Origin of the sequence: Moryella indoligenes, assembly GCF_030812885.1 — a bacterium.
Classification (GTDB): domain Bacteria; phylum Bacillota; class Clostridia; order Lachnospirales; family Lachnospiraceae; genus Moryella; species Moryella indoligenes.
Map to the genome: position 1 here is coordinate 186,240 of NZ_JAUSTO010000002.1, position 23,035 is coordinate 209,274.

The 23,035-nt window shown below is 47.5% G+C and carries 27 protein-coding genes and 2 pseudogenes; 1 reads left to right on the top strand and 28 read right to left on the bottom strand.

Annotation, left to right across the window (positions count from 1 at the left end; translation table 11 throughout):
• Window positions 1-4 precede the first annotated feature (4 nt).
• From J2S20_RS02390 to J2S20_RS02465, 16 genes and pseudogenes are all read right to left on the bottom strand, one after another.
• Window positions 5-193 carry a hypothetical protein gene (locus tag J2S20_RS02390; RefSeq protein ID WP_002569177.1) on the bottom strand — a complete coding sequence of 63 codons (189 nt, stop codon included), beginning with the start codon at window positions 191-193 and terminating at the stop codon, window positions 5-7.
• Window positions 190-891, bottom strand: coding sequence for a DUF4366 domain-containing protein (locus tag J2S20_RS02395; RefSeq protein ID WP_002585094.1), 702 nt, complete (start codon window positions 889-891; stop codon window positions 190-192). Before J2S20_RS02395 ends, J2S20_RS02390 begins: the two co-directional genes overlap by 4 nt.
• Window positions 884-1,162 carry a DUF4315 family protein gene (locus J2S20_RS02400; protein WP_002569175.1) on the bottom strand — a complete coding sequence of 93 codons (279 nt, stop codon included), beginning with the start codon at window positions 1,160-1,162 and terminating at the stop codon, window positions 884-886. Before J2S20_RS02400 ends, J2S20_RS02395 begins: the two co-directional genes overlap by 8 nt.
• A 38-nt stretch (window positions 1,163-1,200) precedes the next feature.
• Window positions 1,201-3,270: a C40 family peptidase gene (locus J2S20_RS02405; protein WP_002569174.1), complete on the bottom strand. Its 2,070-nt coding sequence runs from the start codon at window positions 3,268-3,270 to the stop codon at window positions 1,201-1,203.
• A 35-nt stretch (window positions 3,271-3,305) separates the two neighbouring features.
• The gene (locus tag J2S20_RS02410) at window positions 3,306-4,265 is read right to left on the bottom strand and encodes a DNA-methyltransferase (RefSeq protein ID WP_307252776.1); all 960 of its coding nucleotides are present in this window, start codon (window positions 4,263-4,265) and stop codon (window positions 3,306-3,308) included.
• Window positions 4,262-6,700: a VirB4-like conjugal transfer ATPase, CD1110 family gene (locus J2S20_RS02415; RefSeq protein ID WP_067539662.1), complete on the bottom strand. Its 2,439-nt coding sequence runs from the start codon at window positions 6,698-6,700 to the stop codon at window positions 4,262-4,264. The genes J2S20_RS02410 and J2S20_RS02415 overlap by 4 nt, the downstream gene beginning before the upstream one ends.
• Window positions 6,651-7,052, bottom strand: a complete 402-nt coding sequence (locus J2S20_RS02420; RefSeq protein ID WP_067539664.1) for a PrgI family protein — start codon at window positions 7,050-7,052, stop codon at window positions 6,651-6,653. The genes J2S20_RS02415 and J2S20_RS02420 overlap by 50 nt, the downstream gene beginning before the upstream one ends.
• 177 nt (window positions 7,053-7,229) lie before the next feature.
• Window positions 7,230-8,099 (bottom strand): VirB6/TrbL-like conjugal transfer protein, CD1112 family, encoded by an 870-nt coding sequence (locus J2S20_RS02425; protein ID WP_016289915.1) that lies wholly within the window; start codon window positions 8,097-8,099, stop codon window positions 7,230-7,232.
• Window positions 8,100-8,118: 19 nt separating this feature from the next.
• Window positions 8,119-8,214, bottom strand: a pseudogene (locus J2S20_RS02430) (Maff2 family mobile element protein); the annotation flags it as partial.
• Between the two features lie 85 nt (window positions 8,215-8,299).
• Window positions 8,300-9,925, bottom strand: coding sequence for a recombinase family protein (locus J2S20_RS02435; RefSeq protein WP_002594230.1), 1,626 nt, complete (start codon window positions 9,923-9,925; stop codon window positions 8,300-8,302).
• A 127-nt stretch (window positions 9,926-10,052) separates the two neighbouring features.
• Window positions 10,053-10,247 (bottom strand): transposon-encoded TnpW family protein, encoded by a 195-nt coding sequence (locus J2S20_RS02440; RefSeq protein ID WP_002594231.1) that lies wholly within the window; start codon window positions 10,245-10,247, stop codon window positions 10,053-10,055.
• The gene (locus tag J2S20_RS02445; protein WP_002594232.1) at window positions 10,244-11,098 is read right to left on the bottom strand and encodes an ATP-binding protein; all 855 of its coding nucleotides are present in this window, start codon (window positions 11,096-11,098) and stop codon (window positions 10,244-10,246) included. The genes J2S20_RS02440 and J2S20_RS02445 overlap by 4 nt, the downstream gene beginning before the upstream one ends.
• Window positions 11,095-11,835 (bottom strand): replication initiator protein A, encoded by a 741-nt coding sequence (locus J2S20_RS02450; RefSeq protein ID WP_002594233.1) that lies wholly within the window; start codon window positions 11,833-11,835, stop codon window positions 11,095-11,097. Before J2S20_RS02450 ends, J2S20_RS02445 begins: the two co-directional genes overlap by 4 nt.
• A gap of 130 nt (window positions 11,836-11,965) precedes the next feature.
• The gene (locus J2S20_RS02455) at window positions 11,966-12,352 is read right to left on the bottom strand and encodes a cysteine-rich VLP domain-containing protein (protein ID WP_002594234.1); all 387 of its coding nucleotides are present in this window, start codon (window positions 12,350-12,352) and stop codon (window positions 11,966-11,968) included.
• Window positions 12,342-13,967 (bottom strand): relaxase/mobilization nuclease domain-containing protein, encoded by a 1,626-nt coding sequence (locus tag J2S20_RS02460; RefSeq protein WP_142410547.1) that lies wholly within the window; start codon window positions 13,965-13,967, stop codon window positions 12,342-12,344. The genes J2S20_RS02455 and J2S20_RS02460 overlap by 11 nt, the downstream gene beginning before the upstream one ends.
• Window positions 13,939-14,334, bottom strand: a complete 396-nt coding sequence (locus J2S20_RS02465; protein WP_002594236.1) for a plasmid mobilization protein — start codon at window positions 14,332-14,334, stop codon at window positions 13,939-13,941. Before J2S20_RS02465 ends, J2S20_RS02460 begins: the two co-directional genes overlap by 29 nt.
• 349 nt (window positions 14,335-14,683) lie before the next feature.
• On the opposite strand from J2S20_RS02465, the gene J2S20_RS02470 reads away from it, so the two are divergent.
• Entirely contained in the window at window positions 14,684-14,809 is a 126-nt protein-coding gene (locus J2S20_RS02470; protein ID WP_007037420.1) for a hypothetical protein, read from the top strand.
• Window positions 14,810-14,961: 152 nt separating this feature from the next.
• Here the strand turns inward: J2S20_RS02470 and J2S20_RS02475 are convergent, their stop codons facing one another.
• From J2S20_RS02475 to J2S20_RS02530, 12 genes and pseudogenes are all read right to left on the bottom strand, one after another.
• Window positions 14,962-15,450: a hypothetical protein gene (locus J2S20_RS02475; RefSeq protein ID WP_002569239.1), complete on the bottom strand. Its 489-nt coding sequence runs from the start codon at window positions 15,448-15,450 to the stop codon at window positions 14,962-14,964.
• A 114-nt stretch (window positions 15,451-15,564) separates the two neighbouring features.
• Window positions 15,565-15,870 (bottom strand): hypothetical protein, encoded by a 306-nt coding sequence (locus J2S20_RS02480; RefSeq protein WP_002569240.1) that lies wholly within the window; start codon window positions 15,868-15,870, stop codon window positions 15,565-15,567.
• A gap of 163 nt (window positions 15,871-16,033) precedes the next feature.
• On the bottom strand, window positions 16,034-16,174 hold the full coding sequence (locus tag J2S20_RS02485; protein WP_002586628.1) for a Maff2 family mobile element protein: 141 nt from the start codon (window positions 16,172-16,174) through the stop codon (window positions 16,034-16,036).
• A 411-nt stretch (window positions 16,175-16,585) separates the two neighbouring features.
• Window positions 16,586-16,756 (bottom strand): hypothetical protein, encoded by a 171-nt coding sequence (locus J2S20_RS02490; protein ID WP_002569167.1) that lies wholly within the window; start codon window positions 16,754-16,756, stop codon window positions 16,586-16,588.
• Window positions 16,743-17,588: pseudogene (locus J2S20_RS02495) on the bottom strand (VirD4-like conjugal transfer protein, CD1115 family); the annotation flags it as partial. The pseudogene J2S20_RS02495 and the gene J2S20_RS02490, both read right to left, overlap by 14 nt.
• Before the next feature lie 20 nt (window positions 17,589-17,608).
• Window positions 17,609-17,794 (bottom strand): transposon-encoded TnpW family protein, encoded by a 186-nt coding sequence (locus J2S20_RS02500; protein ID WP_002416380.1) that lies wholly within the window; start codon window positions 17,792-17,794, stop codon window positions 17,609-17,611.
• Between the two features lie 177 nt (window positions 17,795-17,971).
• Window positions 17,972-18,688, bottom strand: coding sequence for a phage replisome organizer N-terminal domain-containing protein (locus tag J2S20_RS02505; RefSeq protein WP_307252841.1), 717 nt, complete (start codon window positions 18,686-18,688; stop codon window positions 17,972-17,974).
• A 125-nt stretch (window positions 18,689-18,813) separates the two neighbouring features.
• A complete protein-coding gene (locus tag J2S20_RS02510; RefSeq protein WP_307252842.1) occupies window positions 18,814-19,341 on the bottom strand; it encodes a PcfB family protein in 528 nt (175 codons plus the stop codon).
• A gap of 184 nt (window positions 19,342-19,525) precedes the next feature.
• Window positions 19,526-19,699, bottom strand: coding sequence for a hypothetical protein (locus J2S20_RS02515; RefSeq protein WP_307252845.1), 174 nt, complete (start codon window positions 19,697-19,699; stop codon window positions 19,526-19,528).
• A 73-nt stretch (window positions 19,700-19,772) separates the two neighbouring features.
• Window positions 19,773-21,413 (bottom strand): MobQ family relaxase, encoded by a 1,641-nt coding sequence (gene mobQ, locus J2S20_RS02520; protein ID WP_307252847.1) that lies wholly within the window; start codon window positions 21,411-21,413, stop codon window positions 19,773-19,775.
• A 294-nt stretch (window positions 21,414-21,707) separates the two neighbouring features.
• Complete coding sequence (locus tag J2S20_RS02525; RefSeq protein WP_273497938.1) at window positions 21,708-22,103, bottom strand: hypothetical protein; 396 nt, start codon at window positions 22,101-22,103, stop codon at window positions 21,708-21,710.
• Window positions 22,104-22,189: 86 nt separating this feature from the next.
• Entirely contained in the window at window positions 22,190-22,606 is a 417-nt protein-coding gene (locus J2S20_RS02530) for a sigma factor-like helix-turn-helix DNA-binding protein (protein WP_307252850.1), read from the bottom strand.
• Between the last annotated feature and the right edge of the window lie 429 nt (window positions 22,607-23,035).

The window sequence follows — 23,035 nt, forward strand, 5'->3', positions numbered from 1 at the left end:
CCTTTCAGCGTTCCGGCGCGGTGTGCTTCTTCTCCTGTGCCTGTTTCAGACAATAGCCGATACAGGGGGATTGCGCCTTATAAGGGCAACGCATACACGCCGGGGATTTTGGAACGGGCGGCGCACTGTCACGCCGCCCGGTGGGTCTTTGTACCATCATTTTTTCTAAAGGGTTTTCGGTGAAAAGCGTCATGCTTCCTCGTCCTCCTGTTCTTCATCAGAAAGCCCGTCCCCCTCGTCCTCGTCGTAATCGTCAAAATCGAAATCTTCAAGGTCGGTGTCGCCCTTGACGTTCTGCTTTGGCTTCATAAACTTAAAATAATAGAACGCGCCCCCGCCGCCAAGAAGTGCCACGACAAGGAAAAGCACAAGCCCGCCTGTATTGCCTTTCTCTTTGGGCTGCTCTGTTGGTTTCTCGGTTTCCGGCTCCGCTTCCTTGCCGCTGCAAGCGGTCATGTTGTCCTTGCAGACAGGGCAGCTCACATTTACCTTTCCGGCTTCGCATTTATCGGTGCAACTGCAAACGGCGGGCGGGGCTGCTTCGGTGCTTCCGTCCTCCATAAGTGCTAAGAGGTCGGCTTCGTCCACTTGATTAAGGAAATGTACGGTGTCCTCGCCCTCGTCGTCCCGGTCAATGAGGATATAAAAGTAATTGCCGTTTTTGGTCGTTACGGTGATAAGCTGCTTGTTGCCGCCGAAATCGTCTACAAGGGTCGCGTTCCCGTCCGGGGTAAGGGGTTCTTCCTTTTGGGGTTCCTCGTAGACAACGCCGCTGTCGTTGGTGTCGTCCTCTCCCTCCGGGGTCTGTGCAAAAGCGGTGACGGAAAAGCCGCCCATAAGTACAAGGGCGGCGCAAAGTGCGGTCAAGGTTCTAAGGATTTTCTTATTCATTCTCGGTGTCCTCCATTTCTTCGGTGTCATGGTCTGCGGGTTCTGCGGGGTAGCCCGGCGCGGCTTCCATACCCGGAATACCGCCCCCGGAAAGCATAGCGGAAAGCTCATGCGGGGAAAGGCGCATGGAGCGCACAAGCTGTACGATTTGCAGGTTTTCCGCTTCGGTTTTCTGCGCTTCAAGCCCCCTTAATCTGTTCTGGTACTCGGTGATTTTCTCGCGGGTCTTTGCAATCTCTTTGTCGATACGTTCAATTTTGTTCATAGCCATCAATAAATTTCTCCTTTCAGATTTTCATTTTTTTGTTGTCAGTTCCAATTCATTAAGCCGTAGCCCTTGATACAGGAGTAATTGACGGGGTAGCTCTTTATCTTGCAGGCGTCGCCGGAATTGCCCTCGACGGTATAGACGCGCTCCCCGTCCGTTCCGATAACAAGCCCCACATGGTCTGCGCTCCCGTCCCCGTCCCAGTCGAAAAAGATAGCGTCGCCGGGGGCGATATTCTCATAGCCCCTCGCGCCCCATTGCCCGCGTGACTGGAACCAGGGTACGCCCTGTGACTGGCACCCGGCAAAGCGCGGCTCGCTCTTTCCGGCTTGATTGTAGCACCATGAAACGAAACAGGCGCACCATTCCACGCGGCTGTTAAATCCGTACCAGCTCCAAAAGGGTCGCCCGCCCACGTTGCCGACTTGCCGCTTCGCAAGGTCTACAACGGCGGTGTTGCCGGGGCGTGTGCCGTTTACAAGCTGTACGCCGCTTAAATCCTCGGACGCGCCCATATCGGGGGAGCCGCCGCCGAAAATCAGCGGTTTGTTTCCGCTTGTTTCCAGATAGACGCGGTACATTTCAAGCTGCTGTGGCGTTAGAAGTTCCTCCGCAATCTCGGAAATGGGCTTGTTCGTCAGCTTCACGTTGAGGATATGGTACTCGTAGGGTACTTCCTCGGTGGTCGTTTCCCCTGTTTCCGGGTCTGTGCTTGTTTCTGTGCGGTAGCGGATTTCCGTTTCTTCTGTCAGCGTCAAAGTGTACTGCATGGCAAAGACGCGATTTAGCTCTGCCTGTGCGCTCTGCGGGGTGTAGGTCTGCAAAAGGGCGGTGAGGTAGGACGCTAACTCATGGGGGTTATGCCCGATACTGTCAAGGTCATAGCGGTATTCGTCATAGCCGGGGTGGGTGCTTTCGATATTGTCAATCTGCTGCTGAAGCTCGTTTTCCTTTGCGGCGTAATTGTTCTCCGTCGCCACAAGGTCGCTGTCCTCCGACGTGTAGGAAGTCCCAAGTATGCCGTTCATCAAGCCGGAGAACATGGAACCGCAAGAGGAAAGCCCCGCCGATACCATGATGAATAAGAGCAGCGCGGCAACGGCGATACATACGCCCGCCGGGTGCCGCCCTACAAAAGCGATTGCCTTTTTTGTTTCCTCGGCGGTCTTTTTTGCCGCCTTGCGGGTGTTCTCTGCGGCTTTCTGCGCCGTTTTTGCGCCGCCTTTCCTTGCCGACTTTGCATACTGCCGCTTGATTTGCTGCTTCTGCATGAAGCGGGAAAGGGGATTGCCCGCAATCTGCGGATTGTCATGCAGGGCTTTATGGTACTGGAAATCCACATTCGCCTTGAACGCCGCTTTCTCTGCCTTTGCCGCCGCCCGGTAGGGTTTGAGCTTGTGGCTGTGGTAGCCCTCCTTGACTTTCCGCGCCCCGTACTTTGCGCCGCGCTCTGCCAGTTCTTCGGATTTGTGCGCCCCCTCAACGCCGGAATTGTCCTTTTCAACGGAATGTATCTTGTTGTGGACGAAAATACCCGCTTCCTGTGCGGGGCGGGATAGCGGGTTATTGTGGGGCTTATTCTTTCCTATGGGCTTTTCCTGTTCCTCAAAATGTAGGCGGGTCTTGCCTTTCCCGGTGGCTTCATCAAAGGTGCGCTCCCGTACAAGTTTCTTTTCTTTGGGGATAGCCGCCTTTGCCGCGTCCAGACGGTCGGCTGCTTTGTCCGATTTTCGGATATACCTTTCAAGCTCCGGCGTTGCCCGTTCCTCGTCGGTAAACTGCAAGCGGGAAGATTTTTCTTTTGCTGTGGCTTCTGCCTGTGCTTTCCTCGCCGCCTTTTTGCTCGCCTTTCTGGTACGCGCCCCGTCGATACGTTCCAAGACGCGCTCGGCTGCTGCGGTGTCCTGTTCCCGTTCTGCCCCCGGCGCATGGGGAAGCGGCGGCGTGTCGGTTAAGGGCGGGGAAGTTGCGCCGCCCGGTAGGGGCTGCGCTGCCTGTTCCGGCTGCGGTGGGGCTTCGGTCTTTGCAAAGTCCGCGTCCCTTATCCGCTTGCTGATACGTTTCTTTTTCCCGGTAGCGGCGTTTACCTCGACAGCCCCCTCGCGGGTCATTTTCTGCGTGACTTTTTCACGCGCCTTATATTGTTTTATGTGTCTGTCCCTCCAATCCGCGCCCTTGCAAGGGCGCAATACTCGGCGTTTATCTCAATGCCTATATAATGCCTGTCAAGCTGCTTTGCGGCTGCCCCCGTCGTGCCGCTGCCGAAAAAGGGGTCAAGCACAACGCCGCCTTTCGGACAGCCCGCCTTGATACAGGTTTCGGCAAGTTTTGGCGGGAACGCGGCGAAATGCCCGCCCTTGTAGGGAACGATATTGATAAGCCACACGTCCCGCCTGTTCCGCATGGTCGGCATGAGGGCTTCGTCGTAGTAGCTGCCGCTTCGCGCCCGGTTAAGCCCCTGTACGTTCCCCTGTCCGGGTACTTCGTCCGCATATTTCTGTCCCGCGCTGCGCCCGGTGCGGTACCGCGCCGCCGTTGTGGGGGCTAACGGCTCGGCTATGGCGGCTGCGTCATAAAAATACTTCTTTGACTTCGTAAGCAGAAAGATATGTTCATAGCAGCGGGTAGGGCGGTCTTTCACGCTCTCCGGCATGGGGTTTTCTTTCTGCCAGATAATGTCGCTCCTTAAATACCACCCGTCAGCGCGTAGGGCAAAAGCTAAAAGCCAGGGAATACCGATTAAGTCCTTTTGTTTGCAGCCGGAAACGCGGTTGTTTCTTGCAATCTGCTGTCCGTTTCTCCCTTTCGGGTTCTTCGGGTCTGCATGGTAGCCTTTATTTCCTGTGCCGCAGTAGGTGTCCGCGATATTCAGCCAGAGCGTACCGTCAGAACGCAGTACCCGGCGCAGTTCGCGGAAAACCTCGGTCAGCCTGTCAATGTACTGCTCCGGCGTGTCCTCCCGCCCAATCTGCATATCAAGCCCGTAATCCCTAAGCGCATAGTAGGGCGGGCTTGTGACGCAACAGTGTACGCTTTCCTCTGGAAGCTCCCGCAAGGCATAGAGCGCGTCCCGGTTGATAATGGTGTCTGTCCTTAATTTTGTCATGCTTCGCCCACTTCCTCCGGCTTCGTCGTCATTACCCGGTAAAGCTCGGTGTCTTTCGGGAAGCGGTCTACAAAGGGCAGCACCACGTTCCCGTAGAAGATAAGCCCCTCGCCCGCTTCGGTGTGGGTGACATACTTCATCTGCTGCGGGGAGATGTTGAGCTGCTTTGCAAGGATAGCCCGGTCGCCCGCCGCCTGATTGAGCATGAGGACAAAATCAGAGTTTTCAAAGATATTCTCCACTTCGCGGGAAGCAAGCAAATCCTTGACGTTCTGCGTAATGGCTGTGGGTATGCCGCCCCATTTTCTGAAACGCTTCCAGATTTCAACGGAATAGGCGGCGGTCTGTTCCTCTTTCAAGAGAAGATGAAATTCGTCCATAAAATACCGGGTGGATTTCCTTTCTGCCCGGTTGACGGTGACGCGGTTCCATACCTGGTCCTGCACAATGAGCATACCTAACTTTTTGAGCTGCTTCCCAAGCTGCTTGATGTCAAAGCAGACAAGGCGGTTAGAAAGTTCCACGTTGGTACGGTGGTTAAAGACGTTCAAGCTGCCGGAAACGTAAAGCTCCAATGCCGCCGCGATACGCGCCGCTTCCGGCTCCGGCTGCTTCAAAAGCTCGTCGTAGAGGTCGCCCAAGATAGGCATTTTCTCCGGGTCGGGGTCTGCAAGGAAAGGGCGGTACACGTTCCTAACGGCGCGGTCAATGACGGTCTTATCGACGGGCTGCAAGCCCTCCTTGCCGCCGATTACAAGCTCGCAGAGGGAGAGGATAAAGTCGGATTTCAGCGCAAGGGGGCTGTCGTCCTCGGAATAGTTGAGGTTAATATCCATAGGGTTCACATACTGGGGCTTCCCGTCAATGCCCTTGCCCGTAGGCGATAACCGTATCACTTGCCCGTCAAGCCGCTGCACAAGGGAAAAATACTCTGCTTCCGGGTCGCAGATAATTATGTCGTCGTCGGTAATGAGGAAAGCGTTTGTCATTTCCCGTTTGGCGGCAAAGGATTTCCCGCTTCCCGGCGTACCCAAGATTAAGCCGTTGGGGTTCTTTAGCTGCTTGCGGTCGCAGAGTATCATGTTGTTAGACAGGGCGTTTAAGCCGTAGTACAAAGCCGCGCCCGTCTGGAAAAGCTCCTGTGTGATAAAGGGGATAAAGATAGCGGTGCTTGACGTGGTAAGCCCTCTTTGAATGGGGATAAGGTTCTCCCCAAGCGGTACAGAGGACATAAGCCCCGCTTCCTGTTGGTAGTCAAGGCGGGTCAAGGCGCAGTTGTTCTTCTGTGCAATGCCCGCCGCCGCGAATACGTCATTTTCCAGTTTCCGCTTCGTGTCCGCCATGTTCACCACAAGGAACGTCAAGAGGAACATTCTTTCATTCCGGCTCTGCAAGTCCTGTAAGAGGTTCTTCGCTTCGCTGCCGAACGTGGCAAGGTCGGACGGGATTATATCCATGTCGTAGCCGCTGCGTACCGCTTTTTTCTGTTCCTCGATTTTCATTTTGTCAAGGTCGGTGATTTTCCGCTTGATTGTCTTTATGGCTTCGGTCTGGTCGATACTGTGGATATGCAGATTGACGATAACGCCCGTTTCCAAGTCCAGAATATCCGATAAGATACGGTCGTTTAATTCCGGCGCAAGGATTTCAAGGAATGAAACCGCGCCGATTTTGCGCCCCATGCGGAAATAACGCCCCTCGCCAAAACGGAAAGAGGATGGGGCGATAAAGTCCTTTGTGGAAAGCCCGGACGGGGCAAGCCATGAAAAATCAAAGGCAAACTGCCCGCCCTCCGGGTGGAAAATGCCATGCAGCATTTTAAGGCGTTCATAGCCTGTCATGGGGCGGGCAGACACGCCCAAGAGCTTAAAGTTGTTGAGTACGTCCGTTTCGATACGGGCAAGGCGGGATTTCGCCGCGCCCAGACTGTCGGCTTCAATGGCAAAGGTGATATATTTTGCTTTGACAAGCCCGTTGTTTCCCTTTGCAAGCTGGTTTTTCAGCATATTCCGGTATTCTGTGCGGATAGAGTTGAAAGCGTCCTCCTGTGCCGGGATATTGACCGCCTTTTCCGCTTCGCCCCGCTGCGTCCCCTGATTGATGAAAGAGAGCTGCACCGAAACGGAAGCGTCAAAGTAGTTGAGGAAGTCGCACCAGTTCTCAAAAATGGCGGTCTTGTCGTCTGCCTGTGCAAGCTGATAGTTAATATCTTCAAAGGCGACGGTCTTTGAGTATTTCCGTCCCGTAACCTTGCAGATACCGTCCGGGTACATCTGGATATAGGGGATTGTCTGCTGTGCGGTGTGGGCTTTCCCGTCGCCCTTTGCCTGTCTGATGATTTCCGCAATCTGCTTTTTCTCGGCGCGGGTGAGCTTGCGGGGCGGGTTAGGCTTTGCGCTTCCCGCCGCGCTGTTTCTTCGTGTTTCCTTTTGCAATCGCTGATACCTCCTTTTCAAGTTTTCTCTGCCGTTCTAAGACGGAATAAAAGTTGTCTGTCCTGTATGGTCGTTCTTTGGGGGCTATGAATTTCGTCCGTATGATGTTCTTCACCACCACTTCAAGGGGCTGTCCATGCTTTTCATACATGGCGAACAGGAAACAGGGCAGCATGACGGCAATCATAGCCATAGACGCAAGGCTTGTGCCTGTGCTGTCTTTGAGCAGAAAGAAAAGCGGAAGCCCTAACAGGAGAGCTACCGCAAAACATACAATCTGCCGTTTGGTAAGGTTGAAAGCTACTTTTGTCTTGACTTTGGATAAGTCTTTGGGTACGGGTACATACGCCAAGTGGAAACCTCCTTTCTCTGGGTTTTTTGCTGCTGTAAGTTCCCATAGGGGTAATCAAGGCAAAGGTCAATTTCTGCCCTTTGCCCGTCCCTATTCTATGGGGTTTTCCCGCGTCAAGGTCGGGTAGTATTTTCGCCGCTTTGCTCTGAAAATCTCCACCCTACCCTTGACACGCCGCTAATGCGCGGAGAAAATCGACTTCGCCAGTGCGCCGGATTTGAACAGGGAGAAACAGAGGATAACGGTATAGGCTGCAAGGGAAAAAATCGCGCTGTGCAGGTTGTCCGCTATTATCATGTTGTTCACCAAAACCGCGTAAATGCCGACGCATATCATTATGAGGAAGCCTTGAAAGCCAAGCGCGAACAGGGATTTTAGGTAGTTGTTCCCTATCTGTCCCCATTCCCGATTAGTCATTGTTGCGAACGGGATAGGCGATACCGAACAGTAAAGGTAAATTTCTATCATTCTGCCGTAGAGGATAACGGTTATCAGTACGGACATGATTTTCATGCACAAGCTCACAAGGCTTGTTTCCATGACAAGTAAGAGCAGTTCGGGGATTTCCATAGCGTCAAGCCCGCTTTGCATGGAAGCAAGGGCGGCGGCAACATCAATCTCTGTGCTGCCGCCGATTACCCCCGCCGCGCCGGAAACAACGTGCTGCGCCATATCGAACACCGCCATAGTGATGTCAAAGGTGTGCGTCACAAGGTAGACTGCCACAAACGCCTTGAACACCCACTTGAAGAACATGGAAGTGTCAACGTCGTGCATATTGTTCTTTTCCGTTACCATGCTGATAAGCTCATAGCATAGGACGTAGGTAATGACAAGCCCCGCAATGGGTACGATTACATTCTCACTAAGCGTCTGTATCATGGAGAATATATTTGCGTTCCACCCTTGCGGGGTCTGCCCTACCTCTGCGGCGATAGTGCCGACTTTCTCGTTTACGTCCCCGAACATAGTTGACAGATTACCGTTTATGGCTCCTATGAGGATTTCCTTTATCCATTCGTTAATCGCGTCAAGTATGCTCTGCATAAGCCTTTACCCGCGCTTCTTAACCGAACAAGCCGGAAAGCAGCGGTACAAGGGTCATGCCGATAAGGGCAACGCCGCCGCCCGCCATAAGCTGCTTCATGCCCTGGCTTTTTGCTTATGTGTGATAAAGAAGTAATAGAAGTGTAAAAAATTTTGCCGTTCCTATCCGGCACATGAGGTATGTCGGATAGGTCGGGCGGTTAGGTGTCGGGCAGTTCTACCTTGCCGACAAAAGAATAATAGATTTCGATTTCCTGTCTGCGTAACTTGCCCCGGCGTTTCCCGTCAAGGGCAACGCTTTCATGGACAACGATTTTCTCCACAAACTCCCGCAGCAGAGTAGGGGTAAGTTCTTCAATGGTAGTGTGCCTGCGTACCACATTCATAAACTTTTCAGCGTTTGCGGTGGCTTCCTGCGCTTTGGAAAGTTCTTCCCGCAGTCTGGCGGCACGTTCTTTCAGTTCTTTCTGCTCGGCTTCATAGTCTGCCGACAGCTCTGTGAAACGCTCGTCCGATATGCGCCCGGTTACGCTGTCCTCATACAGCCGCTTGAAGATAGCAGATAACTCGGCTATGCGTTTCTCGGCGGCTTCCAGCTCCTTTTTCTTGGCGGCGTTCCTGCGTCTGTCCCCGTCCTCATTCTGCTCGATTAAAAGCTTCATAAACCGGGCTTCATGCTTTGCCGCATAGCTGGTAACTTTCCGCAGATTGGAGAGTACGCCAGCGGTCAAGAGGTCAGTGCGGATAAAGTGCGCTGTGCAGTCGGCGGTGCGTTTCTTGTAGCTTCCGCAGATATAACAGTCCTGCTTGCGCTTGTCCGTCTGGTATCGCTGCTGGTACATGACGCTGCCGCAGTCGGCACAAAAGAGTATGCCGGAGAACAAGCCCACTTCGTCATAACGGTTGGGGCGTTTGCGCTGCTTGCGTAACTCCTGCACCCGTTCCCACGTTTCCCGGTCAATGATAGGCTCATGGTGGTTCTCAAAAACCGCCTGCTTTTCCGGGGGATTTTCTATGCTGTGTTTCAGCTTGTAGGACGGCTTCTCGGTCTTAAAGTTTACCAGACAGCCCGTATATTCCCGGTTTTCCAGCAGATGAACCACGGTATTGGTCGCCCACTTGCACTCATAGCCGGGGTGGTAGCGGCGGGTGCTGCCCGTCCTGCGGTATTCCAGCGTCCCCGGCGTGGGGATTTGCTGCTCGGTCAGCATACGGGCTATCTTGGTCGGACCGTTCCCGGCAAGGCAAAGGCTGTAAATCTGCCGTACCACCGGGGCGGCTTCCTCGTCAATGATAAAGTTTTCGTCCTCGTCCATGAGGTAGCCATAGACGGGCTTGCTTGTGATGGGCTTTCCGCTCATGCCCTTAGAGCGTTTTACTGCCTTGATTTTCTTGCTCGTATCTCTCACCAGCCATTCGTTAAAAATGTTCCGCAGCGGGGCAAAATCATTTTCCCCCTGTGCGCTGTCCACTCCGTCATTGATAGCGATGAAGCGGACACCTTTCTGTGGGAAAATCATTTCTGTGTACATTCCCACCTGTAAGTAGTTTCGCCCTAACCTCGACATATCCTTGACGATAACTGTCCCGACTTTCCCTGCTTCAATGTCTGCAAGCATGGCTTGAAATCCGGGTCTTTGAAAGTTCGCACCGGAATAACCGTCGTCGGTGTACCAGCGCAGATTAGAAAATCCATTCTGTTTGGCATAGGTTTCCAAAATCCTCTTTTGGTTGGAAATGGAATTGCTCTCGCCTTGCAGCTCGTCCTCATGGGACAGTCTTGGGTAAAGGGCGGTAATGAGTTGCTGGGTGGTCTGTCTTAACATAAATTCCTCCGTTTCCGACAGCCAGCCCCACTATTCCGTACCTTGATTGTACCACATGGGGCGGCTGTCTGTATAGCGGCAAAAGCGTCAAATCTGCTTCTTTACGGTCGGTAAAAATGACGGTTTTTCAATCAGGCTTATCACAGGTCAAATATCCGGCGGCGGCTTCTGCTTCCAGCACTTTCATCATCTTGTCAGCGGCGGTGTCGGTCGCCCCCTCCTTGAAAAAGCCAGACACCACAAGGATTGTGTTGCCTATCCTCGTTTCGGTCACGCAGTCCGGGCGGCGGGCAGGGCGTTTGTTTCTCTGGGTGTCGGTCATAGGCAAATCTCCTTTCCGGCAAGCAGCCGTTTCAGCTGTTCCATTTTTCCCTGTGCGGCGGCTTTCCTCAAATTCTCCCCGGTAAAGCAGAGAGGGGAACACATTTCAAGCAGGCGGTCATAAATCCGGGCGTGGGCGGTGTCCTCCGGGTGCTGCAATTCCTCCAGCGTGAGGTTGGTCGTCACAATCAGCGGCTTCCTGCTCCGGTAGCGGCTGTCAATCACATTGTAGACCTGTTCCAGACCGTATTCTGTGCCACGCTCCATTCCAAAATCGTCAATGATGAGCAGGGGGAAGCTGCAAAGGCGGGAAATATATTCGTTCCTGCCCGCAAAGCTGGCGGCAAGGTCGTTTAATATTGCTGCAAAGTTTGTCATGCACACCGGGACTTCCTGCTCCATGAGGGCGTTTGCAATACACCCGGCAAAATAGCTTTTCCCAGTGCCTACCCTGCCCCACAAGAGCAGCCCGTAGTTCCCGTCCTTTATCTGTTCCCAGCGTGCCACATATCCGGCGGCGTTCTTCATCTGCGGGCAGCTGCCGTTATCGTTGGCAAATGTCCAGTCCTGCATGGTCTTGTCTGTAAAGCCCTGCCGTTTCAGCCGTTCCACCGTTTCAAGGTGGCTGCGCCGCTTCTCGGCGGCTTCCCGTTCCTTACGGGCTGCCCGCTGGCAGTCGCACTCTGACGGGTGGCGGTCACGCCCGAAAAAGGTCTTGCCCTCCGGGAAATAGGCTTCTTTGGGTTTCCGGCATTTGCCGCAGTATAAAAGCCCGTCCTCCCCGGTGTAATCCTCCGGCTCGGCTGTGGTGTCGGTCATAGGCAGTATGGTGTTGTGGATTGTATCGGTCATAGGCTTTCTCCCTCCTTGAATGAATAGTCCGGTATGCCTTTCTTTGGCTTCTCTTTGGCAGCGTCCTCCTGCGCCCACTTGTAAATGGTGGCTGCATGGCTCTGGTACTGCTTCCCGGTGGAAGCGATGTGGCAGGAAAGGCGGTCAAGGTAATACTCCCACTTGCCGGGGAAGTCCTGTTCCAGCTCCAAAAGTTCTGTGTCAGAAAGAAATACATTTTTATATCTGCCATAAGCGGCGGGGGGCTGCCCCTCACTCGCTCCTTTTGTTTGGCTCTCTATTAGGTTGTTTATATTAGTTTGGTTAGGGGACGGTTTTCCGACCGTCATAAGGTCAGTTTTCCGGCTGTCAGTTGGTCGGTTTCCCGCCCTTATGAGGGGCGGTTTTCCGTCCGTCAGTTGGTCGGAAAACTGTACCACTGGGATAGGCGGCACTTTCACATACAGACGGTTGGCGGCAGAAAAGCCCGTCCGTCTGCGTTCCAGCAGCCCGGCAGCGTCCAGTTCGTTCAGTGCGCCCTTTATGGTGGTGCAGCCTTTATCCAGCATTTCCGCTATCTCTGCTATGGGGTAGACAATGTATGTCCGTCCCTCGCTGTCCTGCCAGCCGTTCTTCTGCGAAAGGGTGGAACGGTCTAACAGCAGCGCATATAACTCTCTTGCGGTGTGGGATAGGTCTGTTTCCAGCAGGAAACGGGGGTAAGGCAGGTAAGCGGGCAGCTCCGTTCCTGCGGTCATATAATCAGCGATAGGGTTCACCTCCTTGTGGTGTCTGTCTGTGGGTTCTGTTACGCTTTTAGGGGGCGTTTTTAAGGGAAAAGGATAAATGTATCACGCACCCTTTGACACCCTCCAAAAAAGCCTTGATTTATGCGGGTTTGAAATGCCCTAAAGCGTGACATTTCTCCCTTTGTTTCCGCTTCCGTTTGGCGGCGTTTATCCGCTTCATGCGTCCGGCGCAGTCCGGGCAGTATTTCCCCCGGTTGGATTTTGGGAAGAAGAACGCCCCGCAGACAGCGCAGCGTTTCCGGCTTCCCCGGCGCAAGAGGGCGGCTTCCAGTGCTTCATCAAGGGGCAGGACAGCGGCGGTAAACCAGCGGCAGAGCAGCGAATAGCTGATACTCTGTACACACACGCAAGGCTCGCCGTCCTCCAACAGCAGGCAGTTCCCGCTGTCATAGTTGCAGCACTCATGCACAAGGCGGCGGGCTGCCCGGTACTGGCGGTAGTCCATGCGGGGGATATTACCGTTCATGGCTCTGCTCCTTTCTGCGCTGCGGCTCGCTCCGGCGTAAAATCTGGTCGATATTGCCCTTGACAGTCTGCAAGCGGCGGTACTCCTCCCGTTTTGCCCGGTAATCGTTGTAGCCGCTGTTTTTCTCTTTGATAAGGCTTTCAATCTCTGCTTGCAGGGATTTATAGCTCGGCAGCTTGGAAATGCCGTTCTCCCTGAAATAGCGGGCGGCTGCGTCTGCTATGATAAAGTCACTTTCATGCTTCTGACGGTAGGCTGCTTTTGCTTTGGCGTTTTTCTGCTGTTTCAGCCCGTCCCGGACAGGGCGGGTCTTGGAATAGGCAAGCACCTGCCGTTGCAGCTCCTTTTTCCCGTTCAGCGTCTTTTCCACCTGCTTCAACCACGCAAGGCTTTCCTGCATGGCGGCATAGGCGGCAGAACAGGCTTCGTCCAGTTCCTCCGGGGAGGAAAAGCCGTACTGCTGATAGGCGGTAACGGTAGCTGCCATTTGCTTTAGGTTGTGCTTTGCCGCCCAGCGGTCATAGCCCACGCCCTTGCCCTCGGCTCGCTTGGCTTCCCGGTCAACCATGCGCTGCAAGGTGTTGTCTGCCGGGGTGGTTTTTGCAGCTTTTTCCCCTTGTAACGGCTTTTTAACTGCGGCAGGGTATTCGGGTATGGCTTTGGTCTGTTCGGCAGCTCTGTGGGCGTTCTGCGTGAGCAGGGCAAGGACAGCAGCCTTGTCAAAATCGTCCCCCAGCTTTCGGGCTGTGATAGGCTTTGTCCTGTCCGGCGTGAGGTAGGAAAGCCGCCCCCGGCTCTCCTTGACGGTCACACCCTCCCGCAGCAAAAGGGAAGAAAACTCGTCAAAGCTGCCAGCTTGGGAAAGTGCCTGCCGTATCGTCTGGCGCAGCTTCGCCTTGTCCGTTTCAAACTTGGTGGGCTTGGTCGGCTGTCCGGCGGCTTCTCTGGCGGCGTTCTCTTTGTCAAGGGCAAGCTGCCCTTTCTTTGCCGCCCAGTATTCCCGTTCGGTTATCCGTTCCTTGCTGCCGTTCAAGAGGTCGATTTGGTAAAGCCCCTCCCGGTGGCACATTTCCATGACTTCGCTCTTGAAATATTCCATAGCGGCGTTGGTGCAGCGGTGCTTGCAGCCCTCCAGCGTGTCGGCTGGTCTGTCCATGTAGGGCAGAAGCGGGACTTCGTAAATCCGCAGGGAGTTGATGACGATATGCACATGGATATTCCCGCTGTGGTTATGCCCGTCCGGGTGGGTGCAGATTAGGGCTTGGTGTCCGGGGAAATGCTCCTTGCAGAACTGCTCGCCCAGCTCCTGCGCCCGGTCTACGGTCAAGCCGTTGTCTGTCCCGTCCCGTGGGTCAAAGCTGATGATATAGTGGTGGCTTTTCACATCTTCCCGTTTTTGGTTTTTCTCATAGCGGAGATTGGCTCGCATACAGGCAACAGCGAAATCCTCGCCCCCGCAGTTGAGGGAAGAAATGCGGTAATCCTCCCTCGGTATCAGCCGCCCGTTTTCATCAAGGGTGGCTTTCATGGTAAACTCGTCATGCTCAAATGTGAGATAGGCTTCCGCTGCGCCATAGTCGGCGTTTTTAGAGCTGATATGTTTGAATGTTGCCAACAGCGTCACCCACTTTCTGCAAGACTTCAAACTTTAGGGCAGCAAGGTCGGAAACCGCCGCCCGTACCTCCCCGGCAAGCTGCGGATAGGGACTGTGCCACTCGTTCAGCGTCCGGGCTATCTGGTTTAAGTTGCCGCCGATCCTCCCGTATTCGGCGGTCAGCTTCCCGACAGCGGCAAGCAGCTCGTCATTGATGGGGGAAACGGTTATGATGGGGCGTATGGCTGCCCCGGTTATGGCTTGCCGGATAAACTCGGCTTGGCTCATGTGGTAAGCAGAAAGCCGCTGGGCAAACTCGGCGTATTCTTCCTCGGTCATGCGTGTTTTGACTACCCGGCTGCGGTGCGGCGTGTTGTATCGTTTCATAGGTGGTTGACCTCCTTTCTGTGCGTGGTGTCCTCTCACTAATAGGAGAAAAACAGGGTGTGAAGCGGAACTGTTTTTGAAAAATCCGAAAAATATTTTGAGGGGTTTTTCAGCGGCGCAAGCCGCATAAGCAGGGTTTGGGGAAGGCACTCCCCAACAAGATTCCCGCAGGGGCAAAATGAGCGATAAGCGAATTTTGGCACCTCGGTAGAATCTTGCTCTAAGAAACTGCCGGCCTGCCGTTCACTTGCTACTGCCACTTTTTCAGAAAATCTATAACCAGCTTTTTTTATAAAAGGCTGCGGGCTGGCGTTTTTCCCTTACTCCCTACAAACCACAAAAGAGCAGAATGGACGGACTTTCCGGCAAGAACTTTTCCGGCGGCTCGGTCTTTCCCGACAATAAGGCGTTTCGGAAGCTGCGTTTTGCCCGCTGTCTGAAAAAAATGGCAGCCTTTTTTGGTTTCACTGTCTAATACGGAACTTTTGGAAATTTGCCAAAAATGGACGCAAAAAAAGCAGCAAATCTTTTTCGGATTTACTGCTTCATGTGCCGCTGCGGTGCGGCGGGATGGATATTCAGTTGAAATAAAAGAGGATGGTGGTACTTTAGTCTATCGACTCTTTACTAACTATTAGGTAATCTTGAAAGATTTTCCTTGAATTTATCTAAAGAATGTTCATTGTTTCCCGCAAAAATAAGTGGAATTGTATATTCATATGATATGCCATTTTCATAGTCCGATAATTGTATTTTTATAGTATCATCCCTCTCATCTTTAGGTGCTATATATATGAATGAATTTTTATTTATATCAGATATTTTCCCTTTTTCAGAAGAAACAGTATAACCCCAGTCTGTTAAATTTGTCTTTATTGTAACTTCTGTTTCTGTTTCTTTTCTAGTCTGCAATGCTGTTTTATCGATTTGGATATCAAAAGGAGTCGAACCTAACAATTCACTGTTTATATTTACAAGTTCTTCTCCATTTGTTTTAGAAATATTAGATTCATCTTCATAATTTTGTTGAGATTCATCTTTTGGTGTTTCTCTGTTACATCCTAATAAAAAGCATAAAATAATTAGTACTAATACAGAAAGTTGTTTTTTTTGCATTTATTTCTCCTTTCATATTATCAAAGAAAGCACTGAGAGTACTTTCAAGAAATTTTGAAATATTCTCAATGCTTTCTATTTTTTGATTATAAACTTGCCGGTAATGATACTATGTTAATTTATCTCTTTCGCGTAACCTTTGTTGCAATATACACATGCACCATTCACCCATTTGTGAGACATTTCAATCGTCTCAACTTCATAAATGCTTACTTCTCCACAAATTAAACATTGTTTGTAATTATATACATGACGTGTCGCACATTTATCCCAGTCATCATATATACCAGGCATTTCATCTTCATATCCATAGTACTGGGGAGAACCCCAACTATGAGTATGAGCGGCAAATACAGTCATTGGAGCAGCTACAATTCCAGCTACTACTGAAAGTGCTAAAATAGATTTTCTTAAATTCATAAGTTCCTCCCTTTCCTTAAAAATACATAGCTCTTTGTTACATTGTCATTTTAACATAATAATTGGTAAAATGCAATAATTTATTTTCTATTTACGAGAAAATACTGTGCATATTATCTTATTTAGGAATAGTTAAGGCGGCTACCTAAATCTTTTTATTACTTTACCGCACATGAGCATTCGCGCCCGGATTGTCGTTGCCGTAGCCTTCCATGAGGTTAATCACGCCCCAGATACCAAGCCCGGCTCCAAGTGCTACAACAAGGGTCTGCAAAACGTCTACTGCGCTATTGAAAAATGCCATAAATATATCCTTTCTGCCGCGTCTGCGGCTGTCCGGCAAGCGGACAAAAGGCGGTCAGCGTATGGTCGCCGCCGCATAAAAAAACCGCCCTCTGGTAAAGGCGGCTGTCCCCGCGCTGCGTAAGTCCTGCGGCGCGGCGGTATTCAGTTGTAAGGGGTGCGGCTCCTGCCGCTGTGTACTGCGCCGGAAAGTGGGGGCGCGTATCATGTAGCCGGTATGGATAGATGTGATTGCTTCAATCGCTCCTTTCTGTGTCCCGCTGTGCTGCCGGACGTTTTTTTCAGACTTGCGGGAAGTGAATAGCTTGCGTAGCAAGGTGTTCGCTTCCCGCAAGTTCACAAAGGGGTAGCTGCCGCAAGGCAGCGTAGGGGAAGTGTAGCTTCCCCTGTCCCCCGGCGGTCTGCCATGCTGTCACTGTTGCGGGATAAGCCCCCGGCGCGTGACATACTCCGTTGCAAAACGGCGGTGTTCCGCTTCCTTTTCCCGCCAATACTCCCATAATGCAGCGTCGGCGGCTTCCGCAACATTCATTAAAAACCGTTCAAGCTGCTTTTGTTTTTCCTCTGCGCTACGTTTCCTCATGGTCTGCGTCCTCCTGTAAGTCTGCTGCGTCAATCTCGTAATAGTCAAAAACCTCGTCGGGCTTGACAATGGCGGGGCGGCGTTTAAGGTGCTTTTCCATGTCAAAGGCGTTCTTCGGGTCTGCGTCGGATAGGTACTTGTATTTCGGGTGTTTCGTTATGTCGAATTTGTCCGAAAAGAACGGGCGCACCCCGCGTAGCTGCAAGATACATTTCCCTCCGTCCATGACTGCGATTTCATCTTCCGTCATAAGCTGCTTTCCCAATTTCTGATAGTTCAGCCCATGCGAAAGCTCCCGCCCTCTGGTTTCGGAAGTGTTGAAGCTGTCTATCGTTTCCTTGCCTAAAATCTCCGATATTTCTTTGAGGGTGGTTTTCTCCTTGCCGCCCAAGAAAAGCGTGGTGTCGCAGTTGCCGACTATGGTATCGGCGTTGTCCTTGTAGATTGCCTTTAGCTGTGACTGGCTCTGCAAGATGATTGACGCGGAGATTTCCCGGCTCCGTATCGTTGCAATGAGCTTTTCAAACTTTGGTATCTGCCCGATATTCGCAAATTCATCAAGTAAGCACCTAACATGGACGGGAAGCCGCCCGCCATATTCATCATCTGCTTTGTCGCATAAAAGGTTGAATAACTGTGTGTAGAGAATACTCACGACAAAGTTAAAGGTGTCGTCGGTGTCGCTGATAATCACGAAAAGGGCTGTCTTTCTGTCGCCTATGGTGTCAAGCTCCATTTCGTCGGTTTCCATAAGCTCCCGCAGCTCCTTAATGTCGAATGGGGCTAACCTCGCGCCGCATGAGATAAGTATGCTTTTTGCGGTCTTGCCTGTAACAACTTGTCAAGGACTTTCTAATCATTTTTATCGACTTTTTGATGTTTTTCTCTCTCCATTTCTCTAATCATTATGCGTTTTAATTTGTCTTGCATTGTTTCCGTTGCATTTTCATTAAAGTGAACAACAACCTCATAGGTTGCTTTACCAATTTTCTTTATGGTTTTTGTTCCCGTATTCTGTTCATTTTTATTTTCGTGCATATATTTTTCCTCCTGTTTGTTTCGATAAAAAAGACGATTAGATTTTTAATTTTCTAATCGCCTTTAAAGTGTCATATTTATATTTTTATTATCTCTGGCATACTTTTATACCTTTTTAGACTTAAAGTCTTTAATAGTGCCTTTCCACCTCTTTTTATCTATAAAGATTCTCCTACATCATAGTTCATTTTTTTTATTTCCTCCTTGATGTCTTAGTTTTTCTTTATCTTCTTCATACCATTTTAAGATTGTCACATAGTGGTTTTGATAGGTCTTACCACTGCTTTCCATGTATCTTGATAGTTTGTTTATCATTATTTCTGTGTGTGAGTTTAATTTTTCTTTTAGATTTTTATATTCTTCTTTGCTTAGCCTTACATTTTTGAATTCTCCATAAAAGATGGGGGTGGACTTTTTATCTATCTCTCCCTCTCTCTCTTTATCTTTATCTATCTCTATATCTTTCTCTATCTCTATCTCTTGTCGGACATGGGTTGGACTCATTAAGGACAATGTCCTCTGTTTATTTTGTCTGTATCTTCTTTTTTTCTCTGCCCAGGCTGTTTCTGATCCGATTAGGTTTGGTATTTCAGTTAAATAATATTCATCATTTTCTGTTACAACTTCTAATAAGCCTTGATTGATTAAATAATTAACTGTAACCATTACATCATCGTCTGTTTCATCTATGGTTAGTGCTAACTCTTTTATAAAATCACTTTCTACTCCGTCATAATAGAGTTTGCCCTCATCTTTTAGGCTTAGTAGTAGAAGTTTTAGGTATATTATCGTGTAGGTATCTCCTCCCGATATTCTCCTTAATCTTTTTATCCTCTTGTCTGTGAAAAATTCTTCTTTTAATTTTATCCAATAATATCTTTTGTTTGTTGCCATATCTGCTCCTTTCTTGATTTTCGATAATCGAAATTCTTGATTTCCGATTTTCGGAATTCTGGACTCCTGCTTTTCGGAAGTCTTGTTATTGTGGTTATTTAAGGATGTAACTTTTCGTTACTCCCTTAGATTTCTCTGGTCATATCTTTTTTACTTGGTTTTACTTTTTCTTTTACTTTTCTTTTGACTTTCTCTTTTGTCTTATCCTTGTTCTTGGATAGGTCTTTGTATTTCTTTATTTGCTTTAGGATACTTTCCTTTTCTTTTTTATTTTCCTTGGCTATGACTTGCTTAAAGGCATATTCCATTACTTTTATGTCTTTGGCTTGGAAAAATATTTCATAGTTTTGGTTTTCTTTGTTTTTCATTACTGAGAAACTTACTCCAAGTTTGTTTAGTTCTTTTTTTAAGTCTTTGAGGTCGCTTTGATCTATGCTTATATTTTCTAGTTGTCCTTTCTTGTAGAGGTCTTTTATTTTCATTTCATCGCCCATAAGGCTTTTTAGGTTTCCATTTGCTTTTTCTAAAGTATCATTCATCTTTTTTCTTATTTCTTTGTCTAAGTTGATTGATTCTTTTGCTGCTTTTATTGTGTATGATATTATGGTTTGTGCTGCTTGACCCGCTTCTTTGCTTATTTCTTCGTTTATCATGTTTTATCTCCTTTGTTTGAGTTAAAAAAAAGGGAAGTATAGGCTTTAATTTTTCTATACTTCCCTTTGCTTGTTTTTATTTTATTGTTCTTGGTGGTGGAATGCTTTATTTTGATGTTTTTATAGCTTACTTAGGTCTTTGTACCTTTTATACTTTTAAATAGCTTACAATACCTTTCCACCTTTAGTAGTTTATGTGTGTTCTTTTGTCTGATAGATAGTTTTTCATGTTGGAATATAATATCTGCACTTCTTCATTGTTCATTGCTTTTATTTCTTCTGTGCTTTTATATGTTTTGTATGTTCCATCTTGATCTGCTTTTATAAGTTCATTTATTAGCTCTTGCCTTTTATTCATCTCTATTACCTCCTAGATCTGCCTTTATTTTCTTGGTCATATTATAGCTTGGATAAGATATTTTTACCAGGTCTTATCTTTCTTGGTTTTTGTAATAGTCTTTAGTCATTTGTCTTTTTTTATTAAAGTTATCACTATCTTGCTTATACTCTTTTATCTTTTCTATGATACTTTCTTTCTCTCCTCTCTTAATCGCCTTGTCAATCTCAATACTTAGGTCTATGCCATAATCGTCATTGACTGTCTTGACTGCATACTTGATATGGTTGATACTTTCGTACTCTTCTTTGATTGATTGTGATTGTCTGTTGAGTTTCGATATTTCATCTTCAAGGCTTTGGATTTCTTTTTTCCAGTCTTTAGACTTAATCGCCGATGAGCCTGTTATCTTTTCAAGAATTGCCCTTGCTCTTTTATATTTATCTATCTCATCTTTATGGGAATTGTAAAAGCTGTCTTTGAATAGGGATTTACTGTTCCATTCCTCAAAGACTTTTTTGTTATCCTTGATGATGTCCGCATAGGCAAAGCATTTATTTAAGTTTTCTATTCTTGTGGTTTTCGCCTTAATGTCTTGACTAATCTTCTTATTTTGGGATTGTAATGTGCTTATCTTTTCTTGTAGGTCGGCTATGGTTTTAAGATTGTTGTCTTTCAGATATATTCTTGCTTTGGAAAATCGTCTTAGGTCTGCACCTATCTTTTTGTTGCTTGCATAGGGATTTAACTTTCTTGCTTTTTCTCCCTGTAAGTCATAATAAATACTGATGTACTCATAGAGATTAAAGAGTTCCGCCTTGTTCTCATATTCTTCTTTTTTCTCCTGTTTGTATTCATCATATTTTACTTGCAGACTTCCAAGTAACGAGCCTATCCAAGACGTAAGTTTGGATAGCTCCTCTTTTAATTTTCTAAATTCTAAATTCAAGGCGATGATTTTTCTGTTTTGGTTTCCTCTCTCTGTCTGTATGCCTTTTTTCTCCATCTGATAACTGCTTGTGCCTAAATGAATTTGCGGGAGTTCTTCTCTGCCTTGTTCTTTAAAGGTGCGTGGATCTATCCTTTTATTTATGTTGTTTCTTGCCAAGTATTCGTTTGCTTTCTTTGAAAAGTTTTCTCTCCACTCTTTTGCTTTGTCAGGTTCATTCCAATCGTTCAAATTTACTTTTCTTGATTTATAGTTTCCACTTTTCAGTTTTATCTTTTCTCCGTTTTCATCAAGGATATATTCTTTTCTGCATTTCGGTTTCCAATTCCCTTTTTCGTCTATTTCTCTAAGGGTAAGTAAGATATGGGCGTGTGGTTGTTCTTCATTATCGCTTGCCATAGGATTATGAATATTACAGTCTGCTATCATACCTTTAGAAGTAAAGTTTTCTTCTATAAATTCGCTGATTAATTTTATTCTGTCCTGTTCATTTAATTCTCTTGGAAGTGTAAAGAGCAGATTTCTTGCAAGTTGTGAATTTTTACTTTTTTCGATTTTCTCAACTTCATTCCATAGGTATTCTCTGTTTGAAAACTCTTTCGGGATATGTTCCGGCAGAAATATTTTTGAGAATACAAGGTCTTCTTTTTTAGAATAATCATGTGTTTTTCCATAGTATTCATCTTGTAATTTATCTCTTGCATTGTATGCAGCTTTTGCAATCACGCTATGCCCTTTTGACCTTGCCACAATATCTACATGGGTATGCAAACTTTTGATTTCCATTGTCTTTTCTTCCTTTATCTGTTTTCAATTTTGGGATTTTACTATCCTAATGTTCAGGTCGTATCTTCGCTCCCTTTTTCAAAGGGCGCAAAGATACACCGTTTGACTACGGTGCTTTGCGTTCCTGCGGAAAGCTTATAGCTCCGCTAAGGAAACAAAAACGCTAAAGCATTTTTATTTGTTCAAGGGGGCTACTCCCCCTTAGACCCCTGTGAACTTTGTTTTTTGTAGATTTTTCAAATCCACAAAAAAGCAAAGTGTTAAAATGTTTCTCACTTTACTCCATCTCAGTTTCTAATACATTTTCTGTTTTTCTTGTTCTTCCTCTGCCAGTTCTTCAAAATCATCATTTGCATTTTCCTCTTTAAGATTTGGATTTTCTTCTAAAGAGATTTCTTTTTCTTTTAAATGAATTTCTGTAAGTTCTTTTAGCTTTTCTCTATATCGATTATCGGAAAGTACATAATCTAAAAAGGCATAGATTAAATCATTGTCGGTACTTTCTTCTGCTCCGGTTATCTGTTTTTCAAATTTCTCAAACACGCCTCCTTTTTCTACTTTTCGTTTCGTGTCCGCCTTTCTTTTTAGCTGTGATTTCTTTTGTCTTAGTTGCTTAATTTTGTTTTCCGCCTGTTCTTTTTTCTTAGTTTCTTTTTCCAACTGGATCATTACATTTTCTAACTCTTTCATTTTTCATTCCTCCATTTCAATATTGTTGTGTTCCAAATGAAGAAAGGCTAAGCACCTTTCTTTGATACTTAACCTTTCAGCATTTTTTAGAATTTATCTTCTAAAAGTTTTCTTAGCTTTTCTAAAATCTTATCCCTCCTTTTTCCGATTGCTTGATAGCTTACTTTTTCTTTTTTGCCAATCGACCTTAAACTTTCTTCTCTGTAAAAGATGGCTTCCATTAACTCTCTTTCTTCTTTTGTCAGTGTAGCTAATGCCTTATGCAGTTCTTCAATTTGCATTTTGACTTCTACAATTTTTTCTAAGTCTATTTTTTCATCTATGATGTTATCTACAAAGTGTCCATCATGATCTAATGATGAAAATGGAATAACTCCATACTTACAATCCTTTTTCTGAAGATATTTTTCATGCTCTGTTATCTTCCAATAGGCTTTGTAGACTTCTTCACTTATGGGTATAGCTTCCCCTTTGACATAAAGGTAATATTCCTTATTAGACATTGTGTTATCCTCCTTTTTAAGTTCTCTGTTTTGCTTTTTGAGAATAAAAAAGGAGGACTTCTACACTTTGACGTAAAAAGTCCTCTCGGCTTAAAAACTAATATTTTATATGATTTTCTATTTTGTTGTTTCTGGTAAAGTGTTATTGCTACGTGTAAGCAATTCCAAGCATAAAAAATGATAAATATATCTTATGTGAATAACAAAATTTAGTGTTTTCATTATTTATCCCTCCATTGCTTAGCTACATTTTAACCTCCATTCTTTGATTCTGTACTTAACCAAACTACTCTTTTACAATCCAAATATCATCTTGATTAACAACACAATTCGAGCATCCCGAACATTGACTTTGGCATTTACTTGTTGCAGACCTTTTAGTTTTTACCAAATATCCATTATTTTCGAGATATTCAATTTTCATTTTTA